The following is a 22,276-nucleotide window of genomic DNA, read 5'->3' on the forward strand; positions in this document are numbered from 1 at the left end:
TGGGTAGGCTTGTCGCGTGCTCTCGATCGTCGTGCTGATCTCCGGTGGTGGCTCCAATCTGCGTGCGCTGCTGGAGGCCTCGACGGACGCCGAGTTCCCCGCGCGGGTCGTCGCCGTGGGCGCCGACCGTGAGGCGGACGGGCTGGACCACGCCGAGGAGTTCGGCATCCCGTCGTTCACGGTGCCGTTCACGTCCTACGGCAGCCGTGAGGAGTGGGGCGACGCCCTGCTCGAGCAGATCCGGCTCTGGGAGCCCGACCTCGTCATCCTCTCCGGCTTCATGCGCCTGGTCCCGCCGCGCGTGGTCGCGGCGCTCTCGCCGCACCTGATCAACACCCACCCGGCGTACCTGCCCGAGTTCCCCGGCGCGCACGGCGTCCGCGACGCGCTCGCCGCCGGCGCGACCCAGACCGGCGCCAGCCTGATCGTGGTCGACAACGGCGTGGACGCCGGTCCCGTGATCAGCCAGGAGCGCGTCCCGATCGAGCCGGGCGACACCGAGGCCAGCCTGCACGAACGCATCAAACCCGTGGAGCGGCGCCTCCTGATCGACGCCGTCCTCGACATCGCCAACGGACACATCGACCTCAAGGAGCTCTCCCGAGTATGAGCGGACCCCGCCACGACGCCAGCCTCTACCGTGAACGGGACGTCGTCCCGATCCGTCGCGCCCTGATCTCGGTCAGCGACAAGACGGGCCTGCTCGAACTCGCCGCGACGCTGGCGGAGGCCGGGGTCGAGATCGTGTCGACCGGCTCCACCGCCCAGACCATCCGCGACGCGGGCCACGCCGTGACCGACGTCGCGACCGTCACCGGCTTCCCGGAGTCGCTCGACGGCCGGGTGAAGACGCTGCACCCCGCCATCCACTCGGGCCTCCTCGCCGACCTGCGGCTCGCTTCCCACGAGGACCAGCTCAAGGACCTCGGCATCGAGCCGTTCGAGCTCGTCGTCGTCAACCTGTACCCGTTCGTGGAGACCGTCGCCTCCGGCGCGGTCGGCAACGACGTGGTCGAGCAGATCGACATCGGCGGCCCGGCCATGGTGCGCGCGTCGGCCAAGAACCACGCGAACGTCGCCATCGTCGTCTCGCCGGACGACTACGCGGAGGTCACCGCCGCGGTCGCCGCGGGCGGCACGAGCTTCGACCAGCGCCGCGCGCTCGCCGCCAAGGCGTTCGCCCACACGGCCTCGTATGACGGCGCCGTCGCGGCGTGGTTCGCGGGGGAGGCCCCGGCCACGGACGACTTCGCCGAGCGTTTCGAAGTGCGCGCCGAGTTGAAGCAGACCCTCCGCTACGGCGAGAACTCGCACCAGGCCGCGGCGCTCTACGCCGACCCGGCCGGCCGCGGCATCGCCCAGGCGACCCAGCTCGGCGGCAAGGAGATGTCGTACAACAACTACGTGGACGCCGACGCGGCGCTGCGCAGCGCGTACGACTTCGCGGAGCCCGCCGTCGCGATCATCAAGCACGCCAACCCCTGCGGCATCGCGGTCTCCGACGACATCGCCGACGCCCACCGCAAGGCGCACGAGTGCGACCCGGTGTCCGCGTACGGCGGCGTGATCGCGGCGAACCGCACGGTGACGCTGGCGATGGCCGAGACGGTCAAGGGCATCTTCACGGAGGTGCTCATCGCCCCGGACTTCGAGCCGGAGGCCCTGGAGCTGCTGCAGACCAAGAAGAACCTCCGCATCCTCCGGCTGCCCGAGGGCTACACGCGTTCGGTCACGGAGTTCCGCCAGCTCTCCGGCGGCGTGCTGGTGCAGGACGCCGACCGTTTTGACGAGTTCGACTCCAGCGGCTGGACCCTGGTCTCCGGCGAGGAGGCCGACGCGGCGACGCGCGCCGACCTCGAGTTCGCCTGGAAGGCGTGCCGCGCGGTCAAGTCCAACGCGATCCTGCTCGCCAAGGGCGGCGCCTCGGTCGGCGTCGGCATGGGACAGGTCAACCGGGTGGACTCCTGCAACCTCGCCGTCAGCCGCGCGGGCGACCGCGCCGCGGGCTCGGTTGCGGCGTCCGACGCGTTCTTCCCGTTCGCCGACGGACCCGAGATCCTGATCGCCGCCGGCGTCTCCGCGATCGTGCAGCCGGGCGGCTCGATCCGGGACGAGGACGTCATCGCCGCGGCGAAGGCGGCCGGGGTGACGATGTACTTCACCGGGGAGCGGCACTTCTTCCACTGAGCGCGCGCCACTGAGCGCCCCGCCGGATTGCATCCCCTCGCGGGGTCGCGGAGAATAGAGGACGGTCCACAAGACCCCCAGCATTCACCGCGATCCCACGAGGAGACACCGATGTCCGTCCTGCCCACCGACCTTCCGCACGAAACACTGCATGTGGTGAAGGGGAGGCGGAGCGGCCTCACCATCAGCATCGCGGTGCACTCCACCGTCCTCGGCCCCGCCCTCGGCGGCTGCCGGGTGTGGAGCTACGACTCCTGGCAGGAGGCCGTCGCGGACTCCCTGCGCCTGGCCGAGGGTATGACCTTCAAGAACGCCGCCGCCGGCCTCAACCGCGGTGGCGGCAAGGCAGTGGTCTACCTGCCGCGCGGGCACCAGCTCACCGCGACCGAACGCTACGAGGTCATGCTCGACCTCGGCGACGCCGTCGAGAGCCTGGGCGGCAGCTACATGACCGCCGAGGACGTGGGCACGAGCGCCGAGGACATGTCCGTCGTCGCGACCCGGACCGCGCACGTGTGCGGCCTCCCGCCCGCGGAGGGCGGCGTCGGCGAGCCGAGCGACGCGACCGCGGCCGGCGTATACGCGGGCCTGCTCGCGACCCTGGAGCGCGCCACCGGCAGCCGCGATGTCGCGGGCCGCCGGGTCACCGTGCTCGGTCTCGGCCACGTCGGCTCGCTCATCGCCATGCGCCTCGCGAGCGAGGGTGCGGTGCTCACGGTCACCGACGTCAACCCGGCCAAGCGCGCCCTCGCCGACGCCCTCGGCGCCACCTGGGTGGAGCCCGACGAGGCGCACCGCGTGGAGGGCGACCTGTTCGTGCCGGCGGGTGTCGGCGGGGTCCTGACCGACACGGTGATCGACGAGTTGCGCGTGAAAGCGGTCGTCGGCCCGGCCAACAACCAGCTCGCGGCGCGCTCCGGCGCCGAGCGGCTCGTCGCCCGCGGCATCCTGTGGGCGCCGGACTTCGTGGTCAATGCCGGCGGCGTCATCTTCCTCGCCATGATGAACGAGGAGCACCCGTCGGCGGAGGCCACGCGCGAGCGCGTCGAAGCCATCGGCGACATTGTGGCACGCGTGTTCGACGTGGCCGCCGAGCGCGGGATCACCACGCTCGCCGCCGCTGACGAGATCGCGCTGGCGCGCCTGCGGGAGCCTGCGCACGCCTGAGCGGGCGCCTCGCGGTCACGGTGACAGCGGGCACGAGGGCATGGCAGCTTTCGCATAGAAACCGTCGGATAGGGTTGGGTCTCATGACCTCCTCCTGGGCCCGCCGGCTCATCGCCTCCCTCGTGTCCGCCGTCGCCGTGGCCGCCATCGGCCTCGTCGCGGGCACCATCGTGCTGCTGGTCGCGAACCAGCTCAACTCCGCTGCGCTGGGGAGCATCACGACCTACGTGGTCTGGCCGACGCTCGCCGCGTTCGTCCTCGCGGCGGTGGCGGCGCTCCTCGGGGGCATGGACCGGCGCTGGATCGCGGTCGTCGCCGGCATCCTGGTCGCGCTCGTGAGCACGGTGGTCGGGATGCTCGTCCTGTTCTCCACCCTGAACGCTCCGATCAACGGCGCGGCGTGGGGCCAGATCGCGCAGTCGTTCATCTCCGTCAACCTCCCGTTCTGGCTCGCGATCGCGATCGCCTTCCCCACGGCCGGTTACGCCGTCTTCGGCGCCATCGAGGCGCAAGGCGGGGAGACCGCCCGCAAGATCGCGCTGGTGCGCATCCCCGCCGGCAACCTCGCCGAGGGCCTGGTCACCCACATCGAGCGGGAGGCCGTCGACCGCGAGCTCGCGGATAAGCAGTGGGACGACTACGTCGCCGCCCTCTCCGCCGCCGGCTGGCAGACCGTGGAGGTCGCCAGCGCCGACCAGCTCGCCGACTCCGTGTTCGTGGAGGACACCGCCGTGCTCTTCGGCGACACGGCCGTGATCACCCGCCCCGGCGCCGACTCGCGTCGCCCCGAGATCGCGGGCACCGAGGCGGCGCTGCGTGCCCAGGGCCTCCGCCTGGAGCGCATCGAGGAGCCGGGCACGCTCGACGGCGGCGACGTCCTCAAGGTCGGCGACACCGTCTACGTCGGCCGCGGCGGCCGCACGAACGCGGAGGGCATCCGCCAGCTCCGCGCCCTCGTCGCGCCGCTCGGCTACACCGTGGTCGCCGTCCCGGTCACCAAGGCGCTGCACCTCAAGACCGCCGTGACCGCACTGCCGGATGGCACCGTGATCGGCTACGAGCCGATCGTGGACGACCCGCGGATCTTCGAGCGCTTCCTGCCGGTCCCGGAGGCGCACGGCACCGCGGTGGTCGTCCTCGACCCCCAGACCGTGCTGATGTCGTCGTCGGCGCCGGGCTCCGTCGCGCTGGTCGAGGACCTCGGCTACACGGTCGTGCAGGTCGACATCTCGGAATTCGAGAAGCTCGAGGGCTGCGTCACCTGCCTCTCGATCCGCATCCGCTGAGCTCGGGCATTCGTCGACATTCGTCACGAATCCTTCTGAAAATTCTCTTGCGTTCACCCCTGTTCTGGGAATAGCCTGTAGGGCTGCCTTGTCGCAGCATTCGGAAGACGCATCGGGCTACTGGGAGGACGCCATGACAACGACTGAGAACACACGAACCGTGACCGTGTTCGGGCTCGTCGCCGCCGCGTACGCGTCCCCGGAGCCGGCCCCCGCCTGGTAGGTCCCAGGCAGGTACGCGCTTCCGGCTGATCGTCGCCGGCACCCGCACAGGGCATCCGTGGCCCTGGCACGTCACGTTCGCGTGGACGCATCCCTTTGGCGACCTCTCAGCACGCCCGTCGGGTCGGAGCCGACCCGGCGAACCAACAGAAGTCAAGAAACGCACTCAAGAGAAAACGGAACTCATGTCTATCGCTGAAAGCCATCAGCACCCACCTCAAAGAGAAGAGAAGAAGCGCTCGGGGACCGTGCGCACCCTGCTCCGCATCCTGCCGTTCGCCACCTCGGCGGCACCCCGCATCCTGCTCGGCATGGTCGCCGCGCTCCTGGCAAGCCTCGTGGCGCTCAGCATCCCGCAGGTGCTGCGCTGGCTCGTCGACGGCCCGCTCTCCACGGGAGACCCCGCGGCCGTCTGGCCGGCCGCGCTGCTCGTCGTCGGGCTCGGGGCCGCGGAGGCGGTGTTCATCTCGCTCCGGCGCTGGTTCGTGCTCACCCCGGGCACCCACGTCGAGGCGCGGATGCGCAACGCCCTGTACGCGAAGCTGCAGGACCTGCCCGTCGCGTTCCACGACCGCTGGCCGAGCGGCCAGCTGCTGTCGCGCGCCGTCAGCGACCTGAGCCTGATCCGGCGCTGGCTGTCGTTCGGCATCGTGCTGCTCGTCGTCAACGTGGTCACCATCATCGTCGGCTTCGGCATCCTGATCAGCTGGAACTGGATCCTCGGCACCATCTTCCTGGTGCTGTCCGTGCCGCTGTGGATCTACGGCTTCGTCTTCGAGAAGAAGTACTCGATCGTCGCGCGCCGCAGCCAGGACCAGGCGGGCGACCTCGCGACCGCCGTCGAGGAGTCGGTGCACGGCATCCGCGTCCTCAAGGCGTTCGGCCGCGGCAAGCACGCGCTGAAGAAGTTCGAGTCGCAGGCGGAGGCGCTGCGCGGCACGGAGATCGAAAAGGCGAAGGCCATCGCCGGCATCTGGCTGTGGCTGCTGCTCATCCCCGACGTGGCGTTCGGCATCTGCCTCGTGGTCGGTGTCTGGCTGGCCGCGCAGGGCGAGCTGACGGTCGGCGAGCTGGTCGCGTTCTTCGCGACCGCGACCGTGCTGCGCTTCCCGATCGAGTCGATCGGCTTCCTGCTCTCGATGACGTTCGACACGCGCACCGCGGCCGACCGCTTCTTCGAGGTCATGGATGAGGTCAACACGATCACCGACCCCGCGGAGCCGAAGCGCATCGCGGAGCCCCGCGGCGAGCTCGTCTTCGACGACGTGCACTTCCGCTACCAGGACTCGCCCGAGCGCTTCCCCGACCTCCTCAACGGCATCGACCTCACGGTCCGGCCGGGGGAGACGATGGCGCTGGTCGGACTCACCGGAAGCGGCAAGTCGACGCTGACCGCGCTCACCACCCGCCTGTACGACGTGACCGGCGGCGCGGTGAAGGTGGACGGTGTGGACGTGCGCGACCTCACCCGCTACGACCTGCGGCAGGCGATCGCCATGGCGTTCGAGGACGCGACGCTGTTCTCGGCCTCCGTGCGCGACAACGTGCTGCTCGGCCGCGACGGGCTCGACCCGACCTCCGCGGAGGCGGAGCGGATCCTGACCGAGGCGCTCGAGATCGCGCAGGCCGGCTTCGTGTACGAGCTGCCGGAGGGCGTCGAGACGAAGGTCGGCGAGGAGGGGCTCAGCCTCTCCGGCGGCCAGCGTCAGCGGCTCGCGCTCGCGCGCGCCGTGGCCGCGGCGCCCAGCATCCTGGTGCTGGACGACCCGCTGTCCGCGCTGGACGTCGACACCGAGGCGCTGGTGGAGGCCGCCCTCCGCCGGGTCCTCGCCGCCACGACCGCCCTGGTCGTCGCGCACCGTCCGTCGACGGTGACGCTGGCCGACCGGGTGGCGCTGCTGGAGGACGGCCGGGTCACGGCCGTCGGCACCCACCACGACCTGCTCGCGACCAACGAGCACTACCGATTCGTCCTGTCCTCCCTCGAAGAGGACCGCGACGAGGAGATCCTTCAGGAGGTGAACCTGTGAGCACCGCGACCGTCCTGGGCGTCGAAGGCGAAGAGCGCAACGACCTCAGCAAGGAGGAGAGCCGGCAGATCCGCCGGCGCTCGCTCCGACTGCTCGGCTCGCTGCTGCACCCGCTGCGCACGCGGCTGGTGCTGACCGCGATCGTCGTCGTGGTAAGCACGGCGGGCCAGGTCGCGGGACCTGCGATCATCGCGTTCGGCATCGACAACGGCATCACGGCACTGCAGAACCAGAACTGGCTCCCGGTCGCCGCCGCGGGCATCGCGTACCTGTTCACCGGCGTCATCGGCGCCGTGCTGATCGCCTGGTACACGGTCCTGAGCGCGCGGATCAGCCAGGCGATCCTGATCGACCTGCGCAAGCGGGTGTTCCTGCACACCCAGAAGCTCTCGCTGGAGTTCCACGAGTCGTACACGTCCGGCCGCATCATCTCGCGGCAGACGAGCGACCTGGACTCCATCCGCGAGCTGCTGGACTCGGGCATCAACCAGCTCGTGCAGGGCTTCCTGTACATGCTGTTCATCGCGATCGCGCTGTTCTGGCTCGACTGGGTGAGCGGCGTGGTGCTGCTGTGCTCGCTGCTTCCGCTGTACCTGCTGACCCGCTGGTTCCAGAAGCGCTCGCAGGTGCTGTTCCGCATCTCGCGGGTGGCGTCGGCCAAGCTGATCGTGCACTTCGTGGAGAGCATGACCGGCATCCGCGCGGTCAAGGCGTTCCGCAAGGAGAAGCGCAACGAGAAGGAGTTCGGCGGCCTCGTCGAGGACTACCGCGACGTGAACGCGCGCGTCATCCAGCTGTTCGGGATCTTCGACCCCGGCTTGGTGATGATCGGCAACGTGACGGTCGGCGCCGTGCTGCTCGTCGGCGGCTTCCGGGTCGCCGACGGTCAGCTCGCGATCGGCGTGCTGCTCGCGACGCTGCTCTACACCCGCCGGTTCTTCGACCCGATGGAGGAGATGGCGATGTTCTACAACTCCTACCAGTCGGCCGCCGCGGCGCTCGAGAAGATCTCTGGCGTCCTGGAGGAGGAGCCGAGCGTGCCGGATCCGGTGCAGCCGACCGACCTGTGGACGGCGGAGGGCCACGTGCGCTTCGACGACGTCACCTTCGCCTACAAGCGCGACCGCGTCATCCTGCCGGAGTTCAGCCTGGACATCCCGGCAGGGCAGACGGTCGCGCTGGTGGGCTCGACGGGAGCGGGCAAGTCGACGCTGGCCAAGCTGATCTCGCGGTTCTACGACCCGAGTGAGGGCGCCGTCACGCTCGACGGCGTTGACCTGCGGGACATCCACCCGAAGGATCTGCGGCGCGCGATCGTCATGGTCACCCAGGAGGCGTACCTGTTCAGCGGCTCGGTCGCCGAGAACATCGCGCTCGGCAAGCCGGACGCGACGCGCGAGGAGGTCGAGGAGGCCGCGATCGCGGTCGGCGCCCACGAGTTCATCGCGGGCCTGCCGAACGGCTACGACACCGACGTGAACAAGCGCGGCGGCCGGGTCTCCGCAGGCCAGCGGCAGCTGATCTCGTTCGCGCGGGCGTTCCTGGCGAACCCGGCGGTGCTCATCCTGGACGAGGCGACCAGCTCGCTCGACATCCCGAGCGAGCGCCTGGTGCAGGAGGCGCTGCAGACCCTGCTCGCCGACCGCACCGCCGTGATCATCGCCCACCGTCTGTCGACGGTGGCGATTGCGGACCGGGTGCTCGTCATGGAGCACGGCCGGGTGGTGGAGGACGGCTCGCCCGACGAGCTCATCGCGGGCACGGGGCGGTTCGCCCAACTGCACGCGGCGTGGCGGGACTCGCTGGTCTGAGCCCCCGCGGGACGACGGAGGCCCCGGAAGGATCGATCCTTCCGGGGCCTTCGTGCTGTCCGCAGAGGACGAGCAGCGTCAGCGCACGACCGTGACGGTCAGGGCGCCGCCGTCGTAGACGCCGGTCGACCAGTCGATCGTCACGATGTTCTCACCGGGAGTCAGCCCGGTGAGAGTGATGGCGCGCGTCCCGGCCGACCCGATCAGGGGCTTGGCGGGGACGGTCGACTCCGCGCTCGCGCCACCGTTGACGCTGTACGCGATGCTCACGACCGCCGACGTCTTGTTCGTCAGCGTGAGCGTCGCCGTGCCCGACGCCGAGACGGCGCCGACGCTCGTGGCCGGAGGGGTCAGCGTCGCGAGACCGATGTTCTGCGAGACGGAGTTGAGTGTCTCGTCACCCGCGAGGCGGTAGGACCCGACCAGCGTCACGTCGGCGAGGGCTGCGGGCACAACGCCCGAGTAGCGGACCGACGGTGTCTTGGCCGTGCCGCTCAGCGCCAGGTAGATGTCGGTGTCGTAGGGGAGGCCGCCCAGCTTGTACGAACCGAGCAATGACGGTGTGCTCATGGAGCCGAGGACGGAGCCGTCGGCGCGGTAGGCGGTCAGGGTGACCGAGTCGGAGGTCTCCAGGCCGTCCTTCTTGCCGTTCGCATTGGCGTCGTTGAACACGGTGCCGGTGATACTGACCGGCTGGCGGACGCCGAAGAGGAAGTCCGTGGTCTTCTTCACCTTCAGGTCCGTGAGCTGGTAGCTCGTGCCCCAGTGGTCGACCACGGCGAAGTGGGTGGCCGGTATGCCGGAGATCAGACCGGCCGCCATGGAGACCGTGCCGGTGACGGCGCCGAGCTGCCCGGACGCGTCGGCCCCGAGCAGCTTCTCCGTGTCGACCTCGTCGACCACCGCGACCGCCCGGGAGAGCCCGGAGGCGAGCTTCTGGAGGTACTCGTTGCGCGGCGTGCTGCTGATGTCGCCGGTCGACAGGAGCGACGGATCCATCGCGAGAAGGGCGTCCGCACTGCCCGACCCGATCAGGTCGATGAGCGCCGTGACGCGGGAGGTGTTCGCGAGGAGGTCGCCGATCGTCAGGTTGAACGGCGAGCGCATCACGACGTAGGCGCCCTCCGGGACGTCGGAGAAGTCGAGTGGCTGGCCGTTCGACGTGGTGCGGAACCGGATGGCGTCGCCGAGGTCGAGCGAACCGCCCAGGGCGCCGGCGATCGCGGACCCGACGTCGATCGAGGCGAGCGAGCCGTCCTCGATGGCCTTCTTGGTCGCGAGCACGTCGATGAAGATCAGGGTTTTGCCGTCGAGGTTGCGCTCGCCGGTGTCGCGCAGCCCGTTGCCGTTGCTGTCGTCGAACACCGTCGCCGTGATGTCCGTCTGCTTGGTCGCCGCGACGTCGGCGACGCCGACCAGTGCGAGGCCCTGGACGGTCGTCTCGGAAACGGCGCTGGAGCGGTAGCCGGCAGCGCTCGCCGCGGCATAGTAGGTGCCGGCGGGGAGCTTGGCGGCCGTGTAGACGCCGAGGGCGTTCGTCGTAACCGTGCGCAGTCCGCCGGTGCGCGCCGCCGCGTCCTCCGCGCTGCCGTAGAGCTCCACGGTGGCCTTGGCGAGGGGGAGGTCGCCGAGTGAGAAGGCGCCGTCGCGGTCGGCGTCGTGGAAGGCCACGCCGGTGATCGTGTAGAGGGGAGCGGAGGCCGTCGCGGGCACCGACACAGCGGTGGCGCCCACCGCCGAGATGCTCAGCGCGGCGATCGTCATGAGAGCGTGTTTCAATGTCACATCCCACACGATACACGACAGCGCAGACAAGCCCCGGACGCTCTCGGATGTCCGGGGCTTGTCGCCGTGGTCGGTGCGGGCCAAGGGGTTGGATACGGGTTGGGTTGACGGCCCGTCGCCGGCCAGGTCTGTGGGATCAGCTGCGCGGCGCCCTCCGGAAGGTCCGGTGCTCGGAGCCGCCGTCGCCGCGGGGTGACGGGCCGCGCACGAGTGGCACGCGCGAGAGCGGCCCGCGCAAGAGTGGGATGCGGCGCAGCGGCGAGCCAAGGGTGTCGAGCACCACGACCTCCGCGCCGGCGTCGATCAGCTCACCTGCGGCCGCCGGATCGGCCTCGCGCCGGCTGTCACCCTCGACGATGGCCACGCAGCCCGCGGTGACCGCGCGGCCGGCGGTGGCGGTCACCGTCACGCCGGAGGTCGCGGGCGCGACGATCCCGCGGATCGCACGGGCCAGCTCGGCCCGCTCGGCGGGACGGTCGCCGCTGCGGCCGGGGAAGCCGTCGCCCAGGTCGAGGATGCGGAGCCGGAAGCCGGTCGCCGCCTCGATGTCGGCGGCGACGCCGATCGCGCGGACGATCTCGGCCACGTACTCGGCGGGGCCGGCGTTGTGCGGAAGGGTGAGCGAGAGACCGGCGATCCGGATGCCGAGGCCGCGCGCTGCCCTGGCCGCGTTCAGCGTCCCGTCCGCGGTCATCCCATCTGCGGCGCGGTGGGCGGGCCGGGCGGAGGCCTCGGGCCGCAGCCGGAGGACGACGCGCAGGTCGTCCGGCGCCCCGGCGAACGCCTCCACCGCACGCGTGCCGTCGACGACGAAGTGCCGCACGCCGGCGTCGTACGCCGCGCGCATCTCGTGCGGATGGGCGACAGGCGTGGCGTGGAGGATATGACGACCGCCCGCGCCGGCGGAACGGAGGGCGGGGAGGGCCCCGTCGTGGGTCACGGCGAAGCCGCCGTCCGCGTCCGCGACCGCCGCCAGCAGGCGGGGGTGGGCGAGGGCGCTGACGTCGTAGAGCACGTCGACCCAGGGGAAGGCCTCCCGTAGCGCCGTGTACTGGCGCCGCGCGCGGTCGAGGTCGAGGACGACGAGAGGGAGAATGCCGAAGTCCGCCGCGAGCGCCTCGGCTGCCGTTCGGGCGGCGCCGTTCGGGTCGGCGGTTCGGGTTGCGGCGGACATCGCGTTCTCCTCGGGTCTTCGGCTTCGCCGGGTCGGGCTCCCGGCCTCGCTGAGCTTGTCTCATATCCTGCTCCTGACCGCCGGAGGCCCGCATCCGGGGGGCCACCCGTTCGCCGATGCGTGCTGGCACGGATGCGGTCCGCGGCGGCGCCCGGAGAGAATCGAGGCATGTGCCTCCGTGTTGTGATCGTCGACGACCACGCACGGTTCCGGGCTCAGGCTGCCGAGCTCCTCACCCTGGAGCGCTTCTCCGTCGTCGGGGACGCCGAGACCGGCGCCGGCGGCGTCGAGCTCAGCCGTACCCTCGCACCCGACCTGGTGCTGCTGGACGTCGGCCTCCCCGACGCCAACGGGTTCGATCTGGTGACCGCGATGCACGCGACCGGGGCCGCCGTCGTGCTCACGTCGAGCCGCTCGCTGCGCGACTACGGCACGCGCGTGTCGGACAGCGGGGCCGACGGCTTCATCACCAAAGCGGAACTGAGCGGTGAGGCGATTCGCAGCCTGCTAAGGTAAGCGCGTGGTCGGGGTAGACAACTCGGGTGCCCGTCCGCTCCGGGTGGCAGTCGCCGACGACGCCGTGCTGCTCCGCGAGGGGATCGGGCAGATCCTGCGCGCGGGGGGTGTGGAGGTCGTGGCCTCGGTGGACACCGCCGAGCAGCTCCTCGGGATGCTGGACGCGCGCGACGCCCAGGACGCGGACGCCGACGACCGGATCGACGCCGTCGTGCTCGACATCAAGATGCCGCCGACGCACACCGACGAGGGCCTCCGCGCTCTCGAGACGCTGCGCGCCTCGGGGTCGGATGTCGGCGTCCTGCTGCTCTCGATGTACACGACCGCCGCGTACGCGATCCGGGCCATGAGCGCGGGCAGCGGCACCGGCTACCTCCTGAAGGACCGGGTCGCCGACGCCGACACACTCGTCACCGCCGTGCGCACGGTCGCGGCAGGCGGGTCCGTCGTGGACCCGGAGGTCGTGCAGGCGCTCGTCTCCGCGCGATCCACGCAGGCGGCGGTCGAGACGCTGTCGTCGCGGGAGGTCGACGTGCTCCGGCTGATGGCGGAGGGGCTCTCCAACGCGGGCATCGCCGCGGCGCTGCACCTCAGCCTCCGCACGGTCGAGTCGCACATCGGCCACATCATGAACAAGCTGGACATCGAGGAGACCACCGAAGGCCATCGGCGCGTGCTCGCGGTGCTGCGCTTCCTCGGCCGGGACGCCTGAGGCCATGTCGGCCGGGCGCCTCTGGCTGCGGGCCGCCGCCGTCACGGTCACGGTCGCCCTCAACGTGCTGGCGCAGGTCTTCAGCGCGATCACCGGCGACTACGGCCCGCGCCCGCAGGGCCTGGGCTGGGCCATCGTCTTCGTGGCGGTTTCGGTGGACTATGTCGTCTGCGCGGTCATCGCCTGGCGGGCGATCCGGAGCGCAGTGCCCGGCTGGCTGATGGTGGGCGCTGCGTTCTTCTGGGCCGCAGGCGCCTGGTATCCGCTCGTCCGCGATCGCGGCTGGCTGTGGCCCCTGGTGGACGGCGTGACCGACCTGTGGGCGGTGCTGGTCGGCATCCTGGTGCTCACGTATCCCACCGGCCGCCTCGTCTCCCGGTTCGACCGCGTCGTGGCGTACACCCTGAGTGGCGCCTTCCTGGTGCGCTTCCTCGGCATCCTGCTGTTCTCGTCGCCTCCGGCGGCCGACTGCGGCTGCGTGACCAACGCGTACGCCATCCTGCCCAGCCCGGACGCGGACTTCTGGCTCGGGGTCGCGTGGCGCGTCGTCGGCGTCGTCCTGCTCCTCACCGTGGCCGGCCGGCTGGCGGTGCGCTGGGTGACGAGCACCCTCCCGGCCCGGCGGGTGTCGTTCGTGATGCCGCTCGCCCTGCTGCTCTGGTGCTACGGCACGCTGCAGGACTCGATCAGCTTCGCGACCGGCTGGAACAGCGGCTGGCTGCAGTTCGTCCCGCCCATCGCGATCGCGCTCATCCCGCCGGCGTTCGTGGGCGGTGTGTTCTATGCGAGGGGGCTGCGGTCGCGGGTGGCCGACCTGGTCATCGTCGCGCGCGACAAGGTGGACAGAGCGCTCTGGGAGTCCAGCCTCGCCCGTACGCTCCACGACAGCTCGCTCCGGGTCTTCTGGTGGGACGAGCACCGGCGGGCCTACCGCACCTCCGGCGGTGACCCGGTGCCCGACGAGGACCGCCTGGAGCGCCCCGGCCGGTCGACGATCGCGATCGACTCCGACCAGGGCCCGATCGCGTTGATCGAGCACGACGTGGCGCTCGGCCAGGACGACCGGCTGCTGGACGCCGTCTCGTCCGCGCTGCTGCTCTCGGTCGACAACGACCGGCTGCGCGCCCGGCTGGAGCGGACCATCCAGGAGCTGCGGGAGTCGCGCCTGCGCATCGTTGAGGAGGGCTACCTCGCCCGTCGCCGGCTGGAGCGCGACCTGCACGACGGGTCGCAGCAGCAGCTGGTCTCACTGGCGATCGGCCTCCGCATCGCCGCGACCAAGGCCGCCGCGGCCGGGCAGCCGGAGCTCGTCGGCGACCTGGAGAAGGCGTCGGCGCAGCTCGCGGACGCGCTCAGGGAGCTGCGCGAGCTCGCCCGCGGCATCCACCCGACGGTCCTGACCGACGGCGACCTCCGCTCGGCGATCGAGGAGCTCGCCCAGCGGAACACCACCCCCGTCGAAGTGCGCGTGGACCTGGCGGAACGCTTGCCCGACGTGGTCGAGGAGACCATCTACTACTGCGTCTCGGAGTGCCTCGCGAACGCCGCCAAGCACGCGGGCGCCCGCAACTGCGCCGTGCTGGTGTCCCGGGCCGGCGACGACGTGAACGTGGTCGTGAAGGACGACGGCCGCGGCGGCGCGCGGATCGAGCCGGGCGGCGGCCTGGAGGGCCTGCGCGACCGGGTGGAGACGGTCGGCGGTCACGTCGACGTGCGGTCGGTCGCGGGCCTCGGCACGATCGTAGAGCTCGTGGTCCCGGCTCAGGTGACGGAGGACAGCAGGAGCTGAGCGCGCGTGCTCAGCGCGCTCGATCGGTCACTTGGCGGGCGCGGGCCGGACGGCGTAGACCTGCGTCGCGACCGCGAAGGCGCTCCAGCCTCCCGGGCACGACGCGGAGGTGGCCGGGGCCGCGGAGGTGGGCCACCAGGAATCCTGGATCGTCGGCTTGGGCGCGGGACTCTGCGACTGCTTGCAGACGTCCTTCTTGAGCGCCGTCGGCGAGGTGTACGTCATGATCGCCTCGCGCGTCTGCGCGTCATAGTCGACCCGGATGACCGTGGCGTCGTCGGGAAGGAAGGTCGGCGAGCCGAGGTGCTTGGTGTTCGCCGCGTAGAACTGCTTGGCCGTGTCGTAGATCGCGGGCTCGACGTGCGGGGTGAACGCAGCCACGACCGAGCACCCGGAGAGGGCGGCGACGAGGGGGACGGCGGCGACGGCGAGGCCGAGTCGACGGGTACGGGGCACGGACGCTCCTGGACGGATTCACATGGACAGACCCGTCCAGTCAACACCATGAAGCTGAGCGCCCGCATCGATCGGGAGGATGATCTCAGCGCGCGTCGTGTCGTGCGGCCTTCAGATCCACCCGATACGGCGACCTCCCGCCGCCCAGCAGCGGCGTGCCCTCCGTGCGGTAGTGCTCCAGAGCGATGTGCTCGTGGTTCGCCGGTGGGTGGCCGCTCGCCCGCACCACCCGCCACCACGGCACGCCCCCGCCGTAGTACGCCATCACCTGGCCGACCATGCGCGCGGCGCGCGAGCCGAGCGCCGCCGCGACATCCCCGTAGGTCATAACCTGCCCGGGCGGGATGCTGTCCACGACCGCGAGCACGCGCGAGGCGAAGTCGTCGCCGGCGGCGTCGTCGCCGGGGTCGGGCGCCGGGTCAGAGCTCGAGGGCACCGATGGTCTCGCCGTACTGGGTCTCGCCGATGGGCTTGAAGCCCGTGCGGAGGAAGAACTGCTCCGGCCCGAGCTCTCCCGACTCCCAGATCACGTGGAGCCGGCCGACGCCGCGGCTGCGGGCCTCCTCGGCGAGGGCTCTGACCGCGAAGGTGCCGATGCCGCGGCCCTGGTCGTCGGCGTCGACGTTGATGCGCCAGAGGATCGCCTTGAACTCCTCGTGCTCGGCGTAGGGGTTGAAGTCGCCCATGATGAAGCCCACGACGTCCTCGCCGTCGAGCACGACGCGCTGCCACGAGGTGGAGGGGTCGGCGACGGCGGCCGCGGCCGAGTACGACACGGGAGCGATGAACTGCTCCTGGCCGGGCTTCAGTGAGAGCGCATTCGCCGCCACGACGGTCTTCGCGCTCAACTCTTCCAGTCTCAACTCAGCCATAACGAAAGGGTAACGTGCGACGCGACCCTCGCATAGTCAGCGGGGTGCGGCTGACCGGAGGCTGGCAAAACTGTCTCGATGTCAAGATAGTTGCTGATCTCGGGTAAGCTGTCTCCGGCTGAAAAACGGCACAGACCTCAGGAGAACCAGTGGACAAGATCAAGGTTGATGGAACGGTCGTCGAGCTCGACGGCGACGAGATGACGCGGATCATCTGGAAGGCGATCAAGGACTCCCTCATCCACCCGTACCTCGACGTGAACCTCGAGTACTACGACCTCGGCATCCAGAAGCGCGACGAGACCGACGACCAGATCACGATCGACGCGGCGCACGCCATCCAGAAGCACGGCGTCGGCGTCAAGTGCGCGACCATCACCCCGGACGAGGCCCGCGTCGAGGAGTTCGGCCTCAAGAAGATGTGGAAGAGCCCGAACGGCACCATCCGAAACATCCTCGGCGGCGTCGTGTTCCGCGAGCCGATCATCATCTCGAACATCCCGCGGCTCGTGCCCGGCTGGAACAAGCCGATCGTCATCGGCCGTCACGCCTTCGGCGACCAGTACCGCGCCACCGACTTCACCTTCGACGGTCCCGGCACGCTGACGATGAGCTTCCAGCCCGCCGACGGCGGCGAGGCCCAGTCGTTCGAGATCTATCAGGCTCCGGGCGCCGGCGTCGCGATGGGCATGTACAACCAGGACGCGTCCATCCGCGACTTCGCCCGCGCGTCGTTCAACTACGGCCTCGACCGTCAGTACCCGGTGTACCTGTCGACCAAGAACACGATCCTCAAGGCCTACGACGGCCGGTTCAAGGACCTGTTCCAGGAGGTCTTCGACACCGAGTACAAGGAGAAGTTCGACGCGGCCGGCCTCACCTACGAGCACCGCCTGATCGACGACATGGTCGCCTCCAGCCTCAAGTGGGAGGGCGGCTACGTCTGGGCCTGCAAGAACTACGACGGCGACGTGCAGTCCGACACCGTCGCGCAGGGCTTCGGCTCGCTCGGCCTGATGACCTCCGTGCTCACCACCCCGGACGGCTCGGTCGTCGAGGCGGAGGCCGCGCACGGCACCGTCACCCGCCACTACCGCCAGTACCAGCAGGGCAAGCCGACCTCCACCAACCCGATCGCCTCGATCTTCGCCTGGACGCGCGGCCTCGCGCACCGCGGCAAGCTCGACGGCAACCAGGACCTCATCGACTTCACCCACACCCTTGAGGACGTCGTGGTGAAGACGGTCGAGGAGGGCAAGATGACCAAGGACCTCGCCCTCCTGGTCGGCCCGGAGCAGAAGTTCCTGACCACCGAGGAGTTCCTCGACGCGATCAGCGAGAACCTGAAGACGCGCGTCGCGTAAGCGATCCCGCCCCCCTCCGGAACTCCGGAGATCCGCCCGATCCGGGTGTCGATCTCCGGAGTTCCGGCGTTTCCGGCTGCCTGTCGTGCCGGCACTCCGGAATTACCGCGCCGTCCACCCGCCGTCGATCGCCAGCGTCTGCCCGGTGACGAGCGACGCCGCCGGCGAGGCCAGGAACGCCACCGCCCCCGACACCTCCCGCGGCACTCCGATGCGGTGCAGCGCCGCGATGCGCTCGATCGTGTCGGCGCGGAACGCTTCGTCGGACAGCGCGTCCGCGGTCCCGTCGGTCTCGATGAATGTCGGCGCCACCGCGTTGACCCGGATGCCGTACCGGCCCCACTCCACCGCCAAGCAGCGGGTGAGGTGCACGACCGCGGCCTTCGCCGTGCAGTAGGACGACTCCAGCGGGAGGGCCACGAGCCCAGCCTGCGATGCCACGTTCACGATCGCGCCGCCGCCGTTGTCCCGCATGCTCTTCGCGACGTGCTGCGAGAGGAAGAACGTCGACCGGGTGTTGAGCTGCCAGACCCGCTCGAAGTCCTCCTCGGTGACGTCGATCGCGGGCGCGTTGATCCCGCCGCCCGCGTTGTTCACGAGGATGTCGATCGGGCCGAGCTCGGCGGTGACCGCGTCGATGGCGGCCCGGCCGCCGTCGAGGTCGAGCACGTCCATCCGGATGGCGCGCGCCGTCACTCCGAACGCCTGCAGCTCCGCCACCAGGTCGGCCGAGCCGTCCGGGTCGCGCACCCCGAGCACCACGTCGGCGCCCTGGCCGGCGAGCTCGAGGGCGATCTCCCGGCCGAGGCCGCGGCTCGAAGCCGTCACGAGGGCGCGGGAGCCGGTCAGGTCGAAGGAGGTGCGGGCGGGGGCAAGGGATGCGTCGGTCACGAGGTGGAGTGTAGCTTCCCGCTGCTCACGCGACCGCCCCAGCGGGCCGGCCCGGTCGTACACTGCTGCCATCGTCCGGATTTCCGGCACCGGCGGGCGTTCAGCGGCGACCCGTCGGCGAGCAATCACGCTGGGTCGCGCGTGTGACGAGGTTGACACGATGACAGATGACGAGAACGCCGGCACCACTGTGGTGCTGGTGCACGGGGCGTTCGCGGATGCGGGCAGTTGGGCGGCACTCACCGAGGTGCTGCAGGCGGAGGGTGTGACGGTGCTCGCGCCGTCGAATCCGCTGCGGGGCGTCGGATCGGATTCGGCGTACATCCGGAGCGTGATCGAGCAGATCGACGGACCGGTGCTCGCGGTGGGGCACTCCTACGGCGGCGCCGTGATCACGAACGCCGCCACCGGTCTCGCGAACGTGAAAGGGCTCGTCTACGTGGCGGCTTTCGCGCCCGACGAGGGGCAGACACTGGGGGAGATCGAAGGAACCTCGCGCGACAGCGCGCTCGCGTCGGCCCTCGTGCCGCGGAACTTCCCGGTCGGGACGGGCGACGAGACCGCGGTGGAGCTGTATGTCGCCGCAGCGGACTTCCCCCAGGTGTTCGCCGGAGACCTCCCTGCCGCACAGGCCGCTGTCCTCGGCGCCTCGCAGCGTCCGGTCGCGGCGTCGGGCTTCGACGAGCGGAACGGCGTGCCGGCCTGGAAGAGCCTCCCGTCGTGGGCGGTCGTCGCCACCGGCGACAAGGCCGCGGGGGCGGACGTCGTGCTGCAGATGGCGCAGCACGCCGGGGCCGACATCACCCAGGTGGAGGGCTCGCACCTGGTGATGGTGTCTCAGCCGCGGCGGGTGGCGGACGTCATCCTCGCTGCGCTGCGCGCGGTCGGCTGATGCCGGAGGACGCCCTCCCGGCCGACGAACTGGCGGGGAGGCTGAAGCGCACGGAGGTGCAGCGCGCCCCCGCCTCGATCCCGGGGCGGGAGATCGTGCAGGTGCTCACGGAGATCCCCGAGGGAGTGGAGTCCGGGTGGCACGTCCATCCCGGCGAGGAGGTCGGCTACATCGTGGAGGGCACGGTGGAAATGCGGATCCAGGACCGCGAGACCCTCCTCCTGCACGCAGGCGACGGGTTCCTGATCCCGCCGGACACTCCGCACGACGCCCTGGACCTCGGCCCCGGCCTCGGCCGGATGCTCTCCACCTACATCGTCCGAGCGGATGAGCCGCTCGCGCGTTTCGTCCACGTCGACGGTTAGCCGGGTCTGCGGGGACGTCGGGCTCTCCGTGTAACAAGTTCGTTTCGCTGCTTGCAATTCTTTTGTTCGTAAGCTTTACTAACAAACATGACCACAACGGATGTGCTCGGCAGCGCCGGCGGCCTCGGCCCCGGCAGGGCGCTCCGTCCGCGCTCCAAGGTGCTCCCGGAGCACGCGCGCAGCCACAACCGCTCGCTCGTGCTGCAGACCCTCTACCGTTCGGGGGAGCGCAGCAGGGCCGACCTGGCCAGGGAGACCGGCCTCACCCGCGTCACCATCTCCGACCTGGTCGCCGAGCTCCTCGCCGAGGGCCTCGTGATCGAGCTCGGGCAGCGGGAGTCCGCGCGTCCGGGCAAGCCCGCCGTCCTCCTCGACATCGACCGCACAGCGCACCAGATCGTCGGCGTCGACCTCAGCGACCACGACCGCTTCCGCGGGGCCGTCATGGACCTCGACGGCGAGCTGCTCGCCACGGCCGAGGTGTCGCTCGAAGAAGGAGACGGGGAGTCCGCGACCGGCGAGACGGCCGTCGCCAAGGTCCGCGCGCTCGTGCAGCAACTCGTGGCCGCCGCCACCGCCCCGATCCTGGGGATCGGCGTCGGCTCGCCCGGTGTGGTCGACCTGACCGGCACCATCCTCACCGCGCCCAACCTCGGCTGGACCGACGTGCGGCTGCAGGACGACCTGCACCGGCTCACCGGCCTCCCCGTCGTCGTCGCCAACGACGCCAACGCCGCCGTGCTCGCAGAGCACAGCTACGGCGGCGCGACGGGCGACATGATGCTGATCCGCGTCGGCCACGGCATCGGCGCCGGCCTCATCATCGCCGGCACGCTCGTCTACGGCAGCCACTTCGCCGCCGGCGAGATCGGCCAGGTCATGGTCGGCACCGACCTCGGGCTCGACGCGACCTACACCCGCGAGCAGGTGCTCGAGCACTGGCTCAGCGTGCCGCAGCTCCGGCGCGGCATCCGGGAGGCCGAGACCGCGGGGCGCGACGCGACCCCCGTCCTCCGTGAGGCCGGGCAGCGGCTCGGCATCGCGCTGGCGCCGGTGGTCGGCGCCCTCAACCTGTCGGAGCTCGTCCTGAGCGGCCCGACCGATCTGCTCGATGGCCCCCTCGCCGAGGCGACCATCCACACGCTCCGGAACCGGACGATGGCGGAGAACCACGCCGACCTCGCGGTCCGGATGACCACGCAGGGGCAGGACATCGTCCTGCGCGGCGCGGCCGTACTCGTCCTGTCCGGACAACTCGGGGTCTCGTAACACAGCACCGCGCGATCCACGACCCCTGCACCGACGGTGTATGCGACCGCACACACCGACCAACCAAGAAAGCCCGAACACAATGAAGGGAACAGCTATGAAGAGAAAGCTCGTCGGCCTCGCCGCTGTGGCTACGGCTTCCGCTCTCGTGCTCGCCGGATGCGCCTCAGGCGGAGCCGAGGCTCCGAGCACGGACGGGAAAGGCAAGACGGTCACGCTGTGGCTCGTCGGCTCCGACACCCCGGACGCACTGCGCAACTACCTGAAGACCGAGTTCAACAAGGAGACCGGGGCGACGCTCAAGATCGAGCAGCAGGACTGGGGAGACATCGTCACCAAGCTCACCACCTCGCTGCCGGACGCGAACAATACGCCGGACGTGACGGAGATGGGCAACACCCAGTCGCCGACCTTCACCAACGTGGGCGCGTTCCTCGACATCTCCGACATGTACAAGGAGCTCGGCGGCGACAAGCTGCTGCCGTCCTTCGTCGACGCGGGCAAGGTCGATGGGAAGAACTACACGCTGCCGTACTACTTCGGCTCGCGCTACATGTTCTACCGGAAGGACGTCTACAGCGCAGCCGGCGCGACCGTCCCGACCACGCTCGACCAGTTCAACACCACCGTCGCCGACATCACGGCGAAGAACCCGAAGGGGATCCCGAACTTCTCCGGCTTCTTCCTCGGTGGTCAGGACTGGCGCGACGGGATCTCCTGGATCTTCGCCAACGGCGGTGACATCGCCAAGAAGGAAGGCTCCAAGTGGGTCGCCACGCTCGACTCGGCGAACTCGCTGAAGGGCCTCCAGCAGCTCCAGGACATCTACAAGAACGCGTCCAAGGCCCCGAACGACGCCAAGGACTCGAACCAGTACATCTACCTGAACGACACCGACCAGACGGTGGACGCCGACGGCAACAAGACCGGTGACACCTCGCTGGCCGCCGCCACGATCATGGCCCCGGGCTGGGCGCACTGGTCGATCGGCGACCTGTCCACCAAGGACGGCAAGGCGGTCCGCACCTGGAACGACAACACGTTCGGCACCTACGTGCTGCCGGGCAACGACGGCAAGCCCGCTCCGGTCTTCGCCGGCGGCTCCAACATCGGCATCTCGGCCAAGTCCAAGAACCCGGGTCTGGCCAAGACGCTGATGAAGATCATCTTCAGCAAGGAGTACCAGGAGATGCTCGGCAAGAACGGCCTGGGACCGGCGAACTCGGACTACATGTCCTCGCTCGGCGACGACCAGTTCGCGAAGGCGCTCATCGAGTCGGCCTCCAACTCGAAGCTCACCCCGGCCGCACCCGGCTGGGCCGCCGTCGAGGCCGCCAACGTGATGGAGGAGTTCTTCTCCAAGATCCGCGACGCGTCCGACCTGAAGGGCCTCGCCCAGCAGTACGACACCAAGATCAACGCGCTCCTCAACGTGAAGAACGGCTGATCGGCTCCACCTAGCACCACCTAGCACCACCAGCAGGCGAG

At 70.3% G+C, this 22,276-nt stretch carries 20 protein-coding genes; 14 read left to right on the plus strand and 6 right to left on the minus strand.

Going from position 1 to position 22,276, the window contains the following annotated elements; all coding sequences use genetic code 11:
* Positions 1 to 16 precede the first annotated feature (16 nt).
* The 6 genes from purN (at position 17) to AC3A3H_RS11895 (ending at position 8,703) form a co-directional block, all read left to right on the plus strand.
* Positions 17 to 610: a phosphoribosylglycinamide formyltransferase gene (gene purN, locus AC3A3H_RS11870; RefSeq protein ID WP_487614751.1), complete on the plus strand. Its 594-nt coding sequence runs from the start codon at positions 17 to 19 to the stop codon at positions 608 to 610.
* Complete coding sequence (gene purH / locus AC3A3H_RS11875; RefSeq protein ID WP_487614752.1) at positions 607 to 2,187, plus strand: bifunctional phosphoribosylaminoimidazolecarboxamide formyltransferase/IMP cyclohydrolase; 1,581 nt, start codon at positions 607 to 609, stop codon at positions 2,185 to 2,187. Before purN ends, purH begins: the two co-directional genes overlap by 4 nt.
* Before the next feature lie 111 nt (positions 2,188 to 2,298).
* Positions 2,299 to 3,354, plus strand: coding sequence for a Glu/Leu/Phe/Val dehydrogenase family protein (locus tag AC3A3H_RS11880; RefSeq protein ID WP_487614753.1), 1,056 nt, complete (start codon positions 2,299 to 2,301; stop codon positions 3,352 to 3,354).
* 83 nt (positions 3,355 to 3,437) lie between these two features.
* Positions 3,438 to 4,640 carry a dimethylargininase gene (gene ddaH / locus AC3A3H_RS11885; RefSeq protein ID WP_487614754.1) on the plus strand — a complete coding sequence of 401 codons (1,203 nt, stop codon included), beginning with the start codon at positions 3,438 to 3,440 and terminating at the stop codon, positions 4,638 to 4,640.
* A gap of 407 nt (positions 4,641 to 5,047) precedes the next feature.
* On the plus strand, positions 5,048 to 6,892 hold the full coding sequence (locus AC3A3H_RS11890; RefSeq protein ID WP_487614755.1) for an ABC transporter ATP-binding protein: 1,845 nt from the start codon (positions 5,048 to 5,050) through the stop codon (positions 6,890 to 6,892).
* Entirely contained in the window at positions 6,889 to 8,703 is a 1,815-nt protein-coding gene (locus tag AC3A3H_RS11895) for an ABC transporter ATP-binding protein (RefSeq protein ID WP_487614756.1), read from the plus strand. The genes AC3A3H_RS11890 and AC3A3H_RS11895 overlap by 4 nt, the downstream gene beginning before the upstream one ends.
* Before the next feature lie 78 nt (positions 8,704 to 8,781).
* Here the strand turns inward: AC3A3H_RS11895 and AC3A3H_RS11900 are convergent, their stop codons facing one another.
* On the minus strand, positions 8,782 to 10,482 hold the full coding sequence (locus tag AC3A3H_RS11900; protein ID WP_487614757.1) for a hypothetical protein: 1,701 nt from the start codon (positions 10,480 to 10,482) through the stop codon (positions 8,782 to 8,784).
* A 142-nt stretch (positions 10,483 to 10,624) separates the two neighbouring features.
* A complete protein-coding gene (locus AC3A3H_RS11905) occupies positions 10,625 to 11,662 on the minus strand; it encodes a type III PLP-dependent enzyme domain-containing protein (RefSeq protein WP_487614758.1) in 1,038 nt (345 codons plus the stop codon).
* A 168-nt stretch (positions 11,663 to 11,830) separates the two neighbouring features.
* Between AC3A3H_RS11905 and AC3A3H_RS11910 the strand changes: the two genes are divergently transcribed.
* Genes AC3A3H_RS11910 through AC3A3H_RS11920 form a run of 3 tightly spaced genes read left to right on the plus strand, consistent with a single transcriptional unit; the run spans position 11,831 to position 14,679 of the window.
* A complete protein-coding gene (locus AC3A3H_RS11910) occupies positions 11,831 to 12,178 on the plus strand; it encodes a response regulator (RefSeq protein WP_487614759.1) in 348 nt (115 codons plus the stop codon).
* Positions 12,179 to 12,182: 4 nt separating this feature from the next.
* Positions 12,183 to 12,890, plus strand: coding sequence for a LuxR C-terminal-related transcriptional regulator (locus AC3A3H_RS11915; RefSeq protein ID WP_487614760.1), 708 nt, complete (start codon positions 12,183 to 12,185; stop codon positions 12,888 to 12,890).
* A gap of 4 nt (positions 12,891 to 12,894) precedes the next feature.
* Positions 12,895 to 14,679, plus strand: coding sequence for a sensor histidine kinase (locus AC3A3H_RS11920; RefSeq protein WP_487614761.1), 1,785 nt, complete (start codon positions 12,895 to 12,897; stop codon positions 14,677 to 14,679).
* Between the two features lie 27 nt (positions 14,680 to 14,706).
* Here AC3A3H_RS11920 and AC3A3H_RS11925 read toward each other — a convergent pair whose 3' ends face one another.
* The 3 genes from AC3A3H_RS11925 to AC3A3H_RS11935 form a co-directional block, all read right to left on the minus strand.
* Positions 14,707 to 15,135: a hypothetical protein gene (locus AC3A3H_RS11925; protein ID WP_487614762.1), complete on the minus strand. Its 429-nt coding sequence runs from the start codon at positions 15,133 to 15,135 to the stop codon at positions 14,707 to 14,709.
* 85 nt (positions 15,136 to 15,220) lie between these two features.
* Positions 15,221 to 15,571, minus strand: a complete 351-nt coding sequence (locus AC3A3H_RS11930; protein ID WP_487614763.1) for an MGMT family protein — start codon at positions 15,569 to 15,571, stop codon at positions 15,221 to 15,223.
* Complete coding sequence (locus AC3A3H_RS11935; protein ID WP_487614764.1) at positions 15,555 to 16,007, minus strand: GNAT family N-acetyltransferase; 453 nt, start codon at positions 16,005 to 16,007, stop codon at positions 15,555 to 15,557. The genes AC3A3H_RS11930 and AC3A3H_RS11935 overlap by 17 nt, the downstream gene beginning before the upstream one ends.
* 149 nt (positions 16,008 to 16,156) lie before the next feature.
* Between AC3A3H_RS11935 and AC3A3H_RS11940 the strand changes: the two genes are divergently transcribed.
* A complete protein-coding gene (locus AC3A3H_RS11940) occupies positions 16,157 to 17,371 on the plus strand; it encodes an NADP-dependent isocitrate dehydrogenase (RefSeq protein ID WP_487614765.1) in 1,215 nt (404 codons plus the stop codon).
* 102 nt (positions 17,372 to 17,473) lie between these two features.
* Here AC3A3H_RS11940 and AC3A3H_RS11945 read toward each other — a convergent pair whose 3' ends face one another.
* On the minus strand, positions 17,474 to 18,262 hold the full coding sequence (locus AC3A3H_RS11945) for an SDR family NAD(P)-dependent oxidoreductase (protein ID WP_487614766.1): 789 nt from the start codon (positions 18,260 to 18,262) through the stop codon (positions 17,474 to 17,476).
* A gap of 160 nt (positions 18,263 to 18,422) precedes the next feature.
* On the opposite strand from AC3A3H_RS11945, the gene AC3A3H_RS11950 reads away from it, so the two are divergent.
* The 4 genes from AC3A3H_RS11950 to AC3A3H_RS11965 all read left to right on the plus strand — a co-directional run bounded on the left by AC3A3H_RS11950 (position 18,423) and on the right by AC3A3H_RS11965 (position 22,235).
* Positions 18,423 to 19,154, plus strand: a complete 732-nt coding sequence (locus AC3A3H_RS11950; protein ID WP_487614767.1) for an alpha/beta fold hydrolase — start codon at positions 18,423 to 18,425, stop codon at positions 19,152 to 19,154.
* Positions 19,154 to 19,519 carry a cupin domain-containing protein gene (locus tag AC3A3H_RS11955; protein ID WP_487614768.1) on the plus strand — a complete coding sequence of 122 codons (366 nt, stop codon included), beginning with the start codon at positions 19,154 to 19,156 and terminating at the stop codon, positions 19,517 to 19,519. Before AC3A3H_RS11950 ends, AC3A3H_RS11955 begins: the two co-directional genes overlap by 1 nt.
* Positions 19,520 to 19,606: 87 nt before the next feature.
* Entirely contained in the window at positions 19,607 to 20,788 is a 1,182-nt protein-coding gene (locus AC3A3H_RS11960) for an ROK family protein (protein ID WP_487614769.1), read from the plus strand.
* Positions 20,789 to 20,885: 97 nt separating this feature from the next.
* Positions 20,886 to 22,235, plus strand: coding sequence for an extracellular solute-binding protein (locus tag AC3A3H_RS11965; RefSeq protein WP_487614770.1), 1,350 nt, complete (start codon positions 20,886 to 20,888; stop codon positions 22,233 to 22,235).
* Positions 22,236 to 22,276 lie beyond the last annotated feature (41 nt).

The sequence above is a fragment of the Leifsonia sp. Soil_N53 genome (assembly GCF_057655165.1).

Excerpts from the sequence above, each read along its gene's own strand:
- purH (WP_487614752.1), top strand. The coding sequence starts at position 607 with ATGAGCGGACCCCGCCACGACGCCAGCCTCTACCGTGAACGGGACGTC.
- AC3A3H_RS11880 (WP_487614753.1), top strand. The coding sequence starts at position 2,299 with ATGTCCGTCCTGCCCACCGACCTTCCGCACGAAACACTGCATGTGGTG.
- ddaH (WP_487614754.1), top strand. The coding sequence starts at position 3,438 with ATGACCTCCTCCTGGGCCCGCCGGCTCATCGCCTCCCTCGTGTCCGCC.
- AC3A3H_RS11890 (WP_487614755.1), top strand. The coding sequence starts at position 5,048 with ATGTCTATCGCTGAAAGCCATCAGCACCCACCTCAAAGAGAAGAGAAG.
- AC3A3H_RS11905 (WP_487614758.1), bottom strand. The coding sequence starts at position 11,662 with ATGTCCGCCGCAACCCGAACCGCCGACCCGAACGGCGCCGCCCGAACG.
- AC3A3H_RS11910 (WP_487614759.1), top strand. The coding sequence starts at position 11,831 with ATGTGCCTCCGTGTTGTGATCGTCGACGACCACGCACGGTTCCGGGCT.
- AC3A3H_RS11920 (WP_487614761.1), top strand. The coding sequence starts at position 12,895 with ATGTCGGCCGGGCGCCTCTGGCTGCGGGCCGCCGCCGTCACGGTCACG.
- AC3A3H_RS11935 (WP_487614764.1), bottom strand. The coding sequence starts at position 16,007 with ATGGCTGAGTTGAGACTGGAAGAGTTGAGCGCGAAGACCGTCGTGGCG.
- AC3A3H_RS11950 (WP_487614767.1), top strand. The coding sequence starts at position 18,423 with ATGACAGATGACGAGAACGCCGGCACCACTGTGGTGCTGGTGCACGGG.
- AC3A3H_RS11955 (WP_487614768.1), top strand. The coding sequence starts at position 19,154 with ATGCCGGAGGACGCCCTCCCGGCCGACGAACTGGCGGGGAGGCTGAAG.
- AC3A3H_RS11960 (WP_487614769.1), top strand. The coding sequence starts at position 19,607 with ATGACCACAACGGATGTGCTCGGCAGCGCCGGCGGCCTCGGCCCCGGC.
- AC3A3H_RS11965 (WP_487614770.1), top strand. The coding sequence starts at position 20,886 with ATGAAGAGAAAGCTCGTCGGCCTCGCCGCTGTGGCTACGGCTTCCGCT.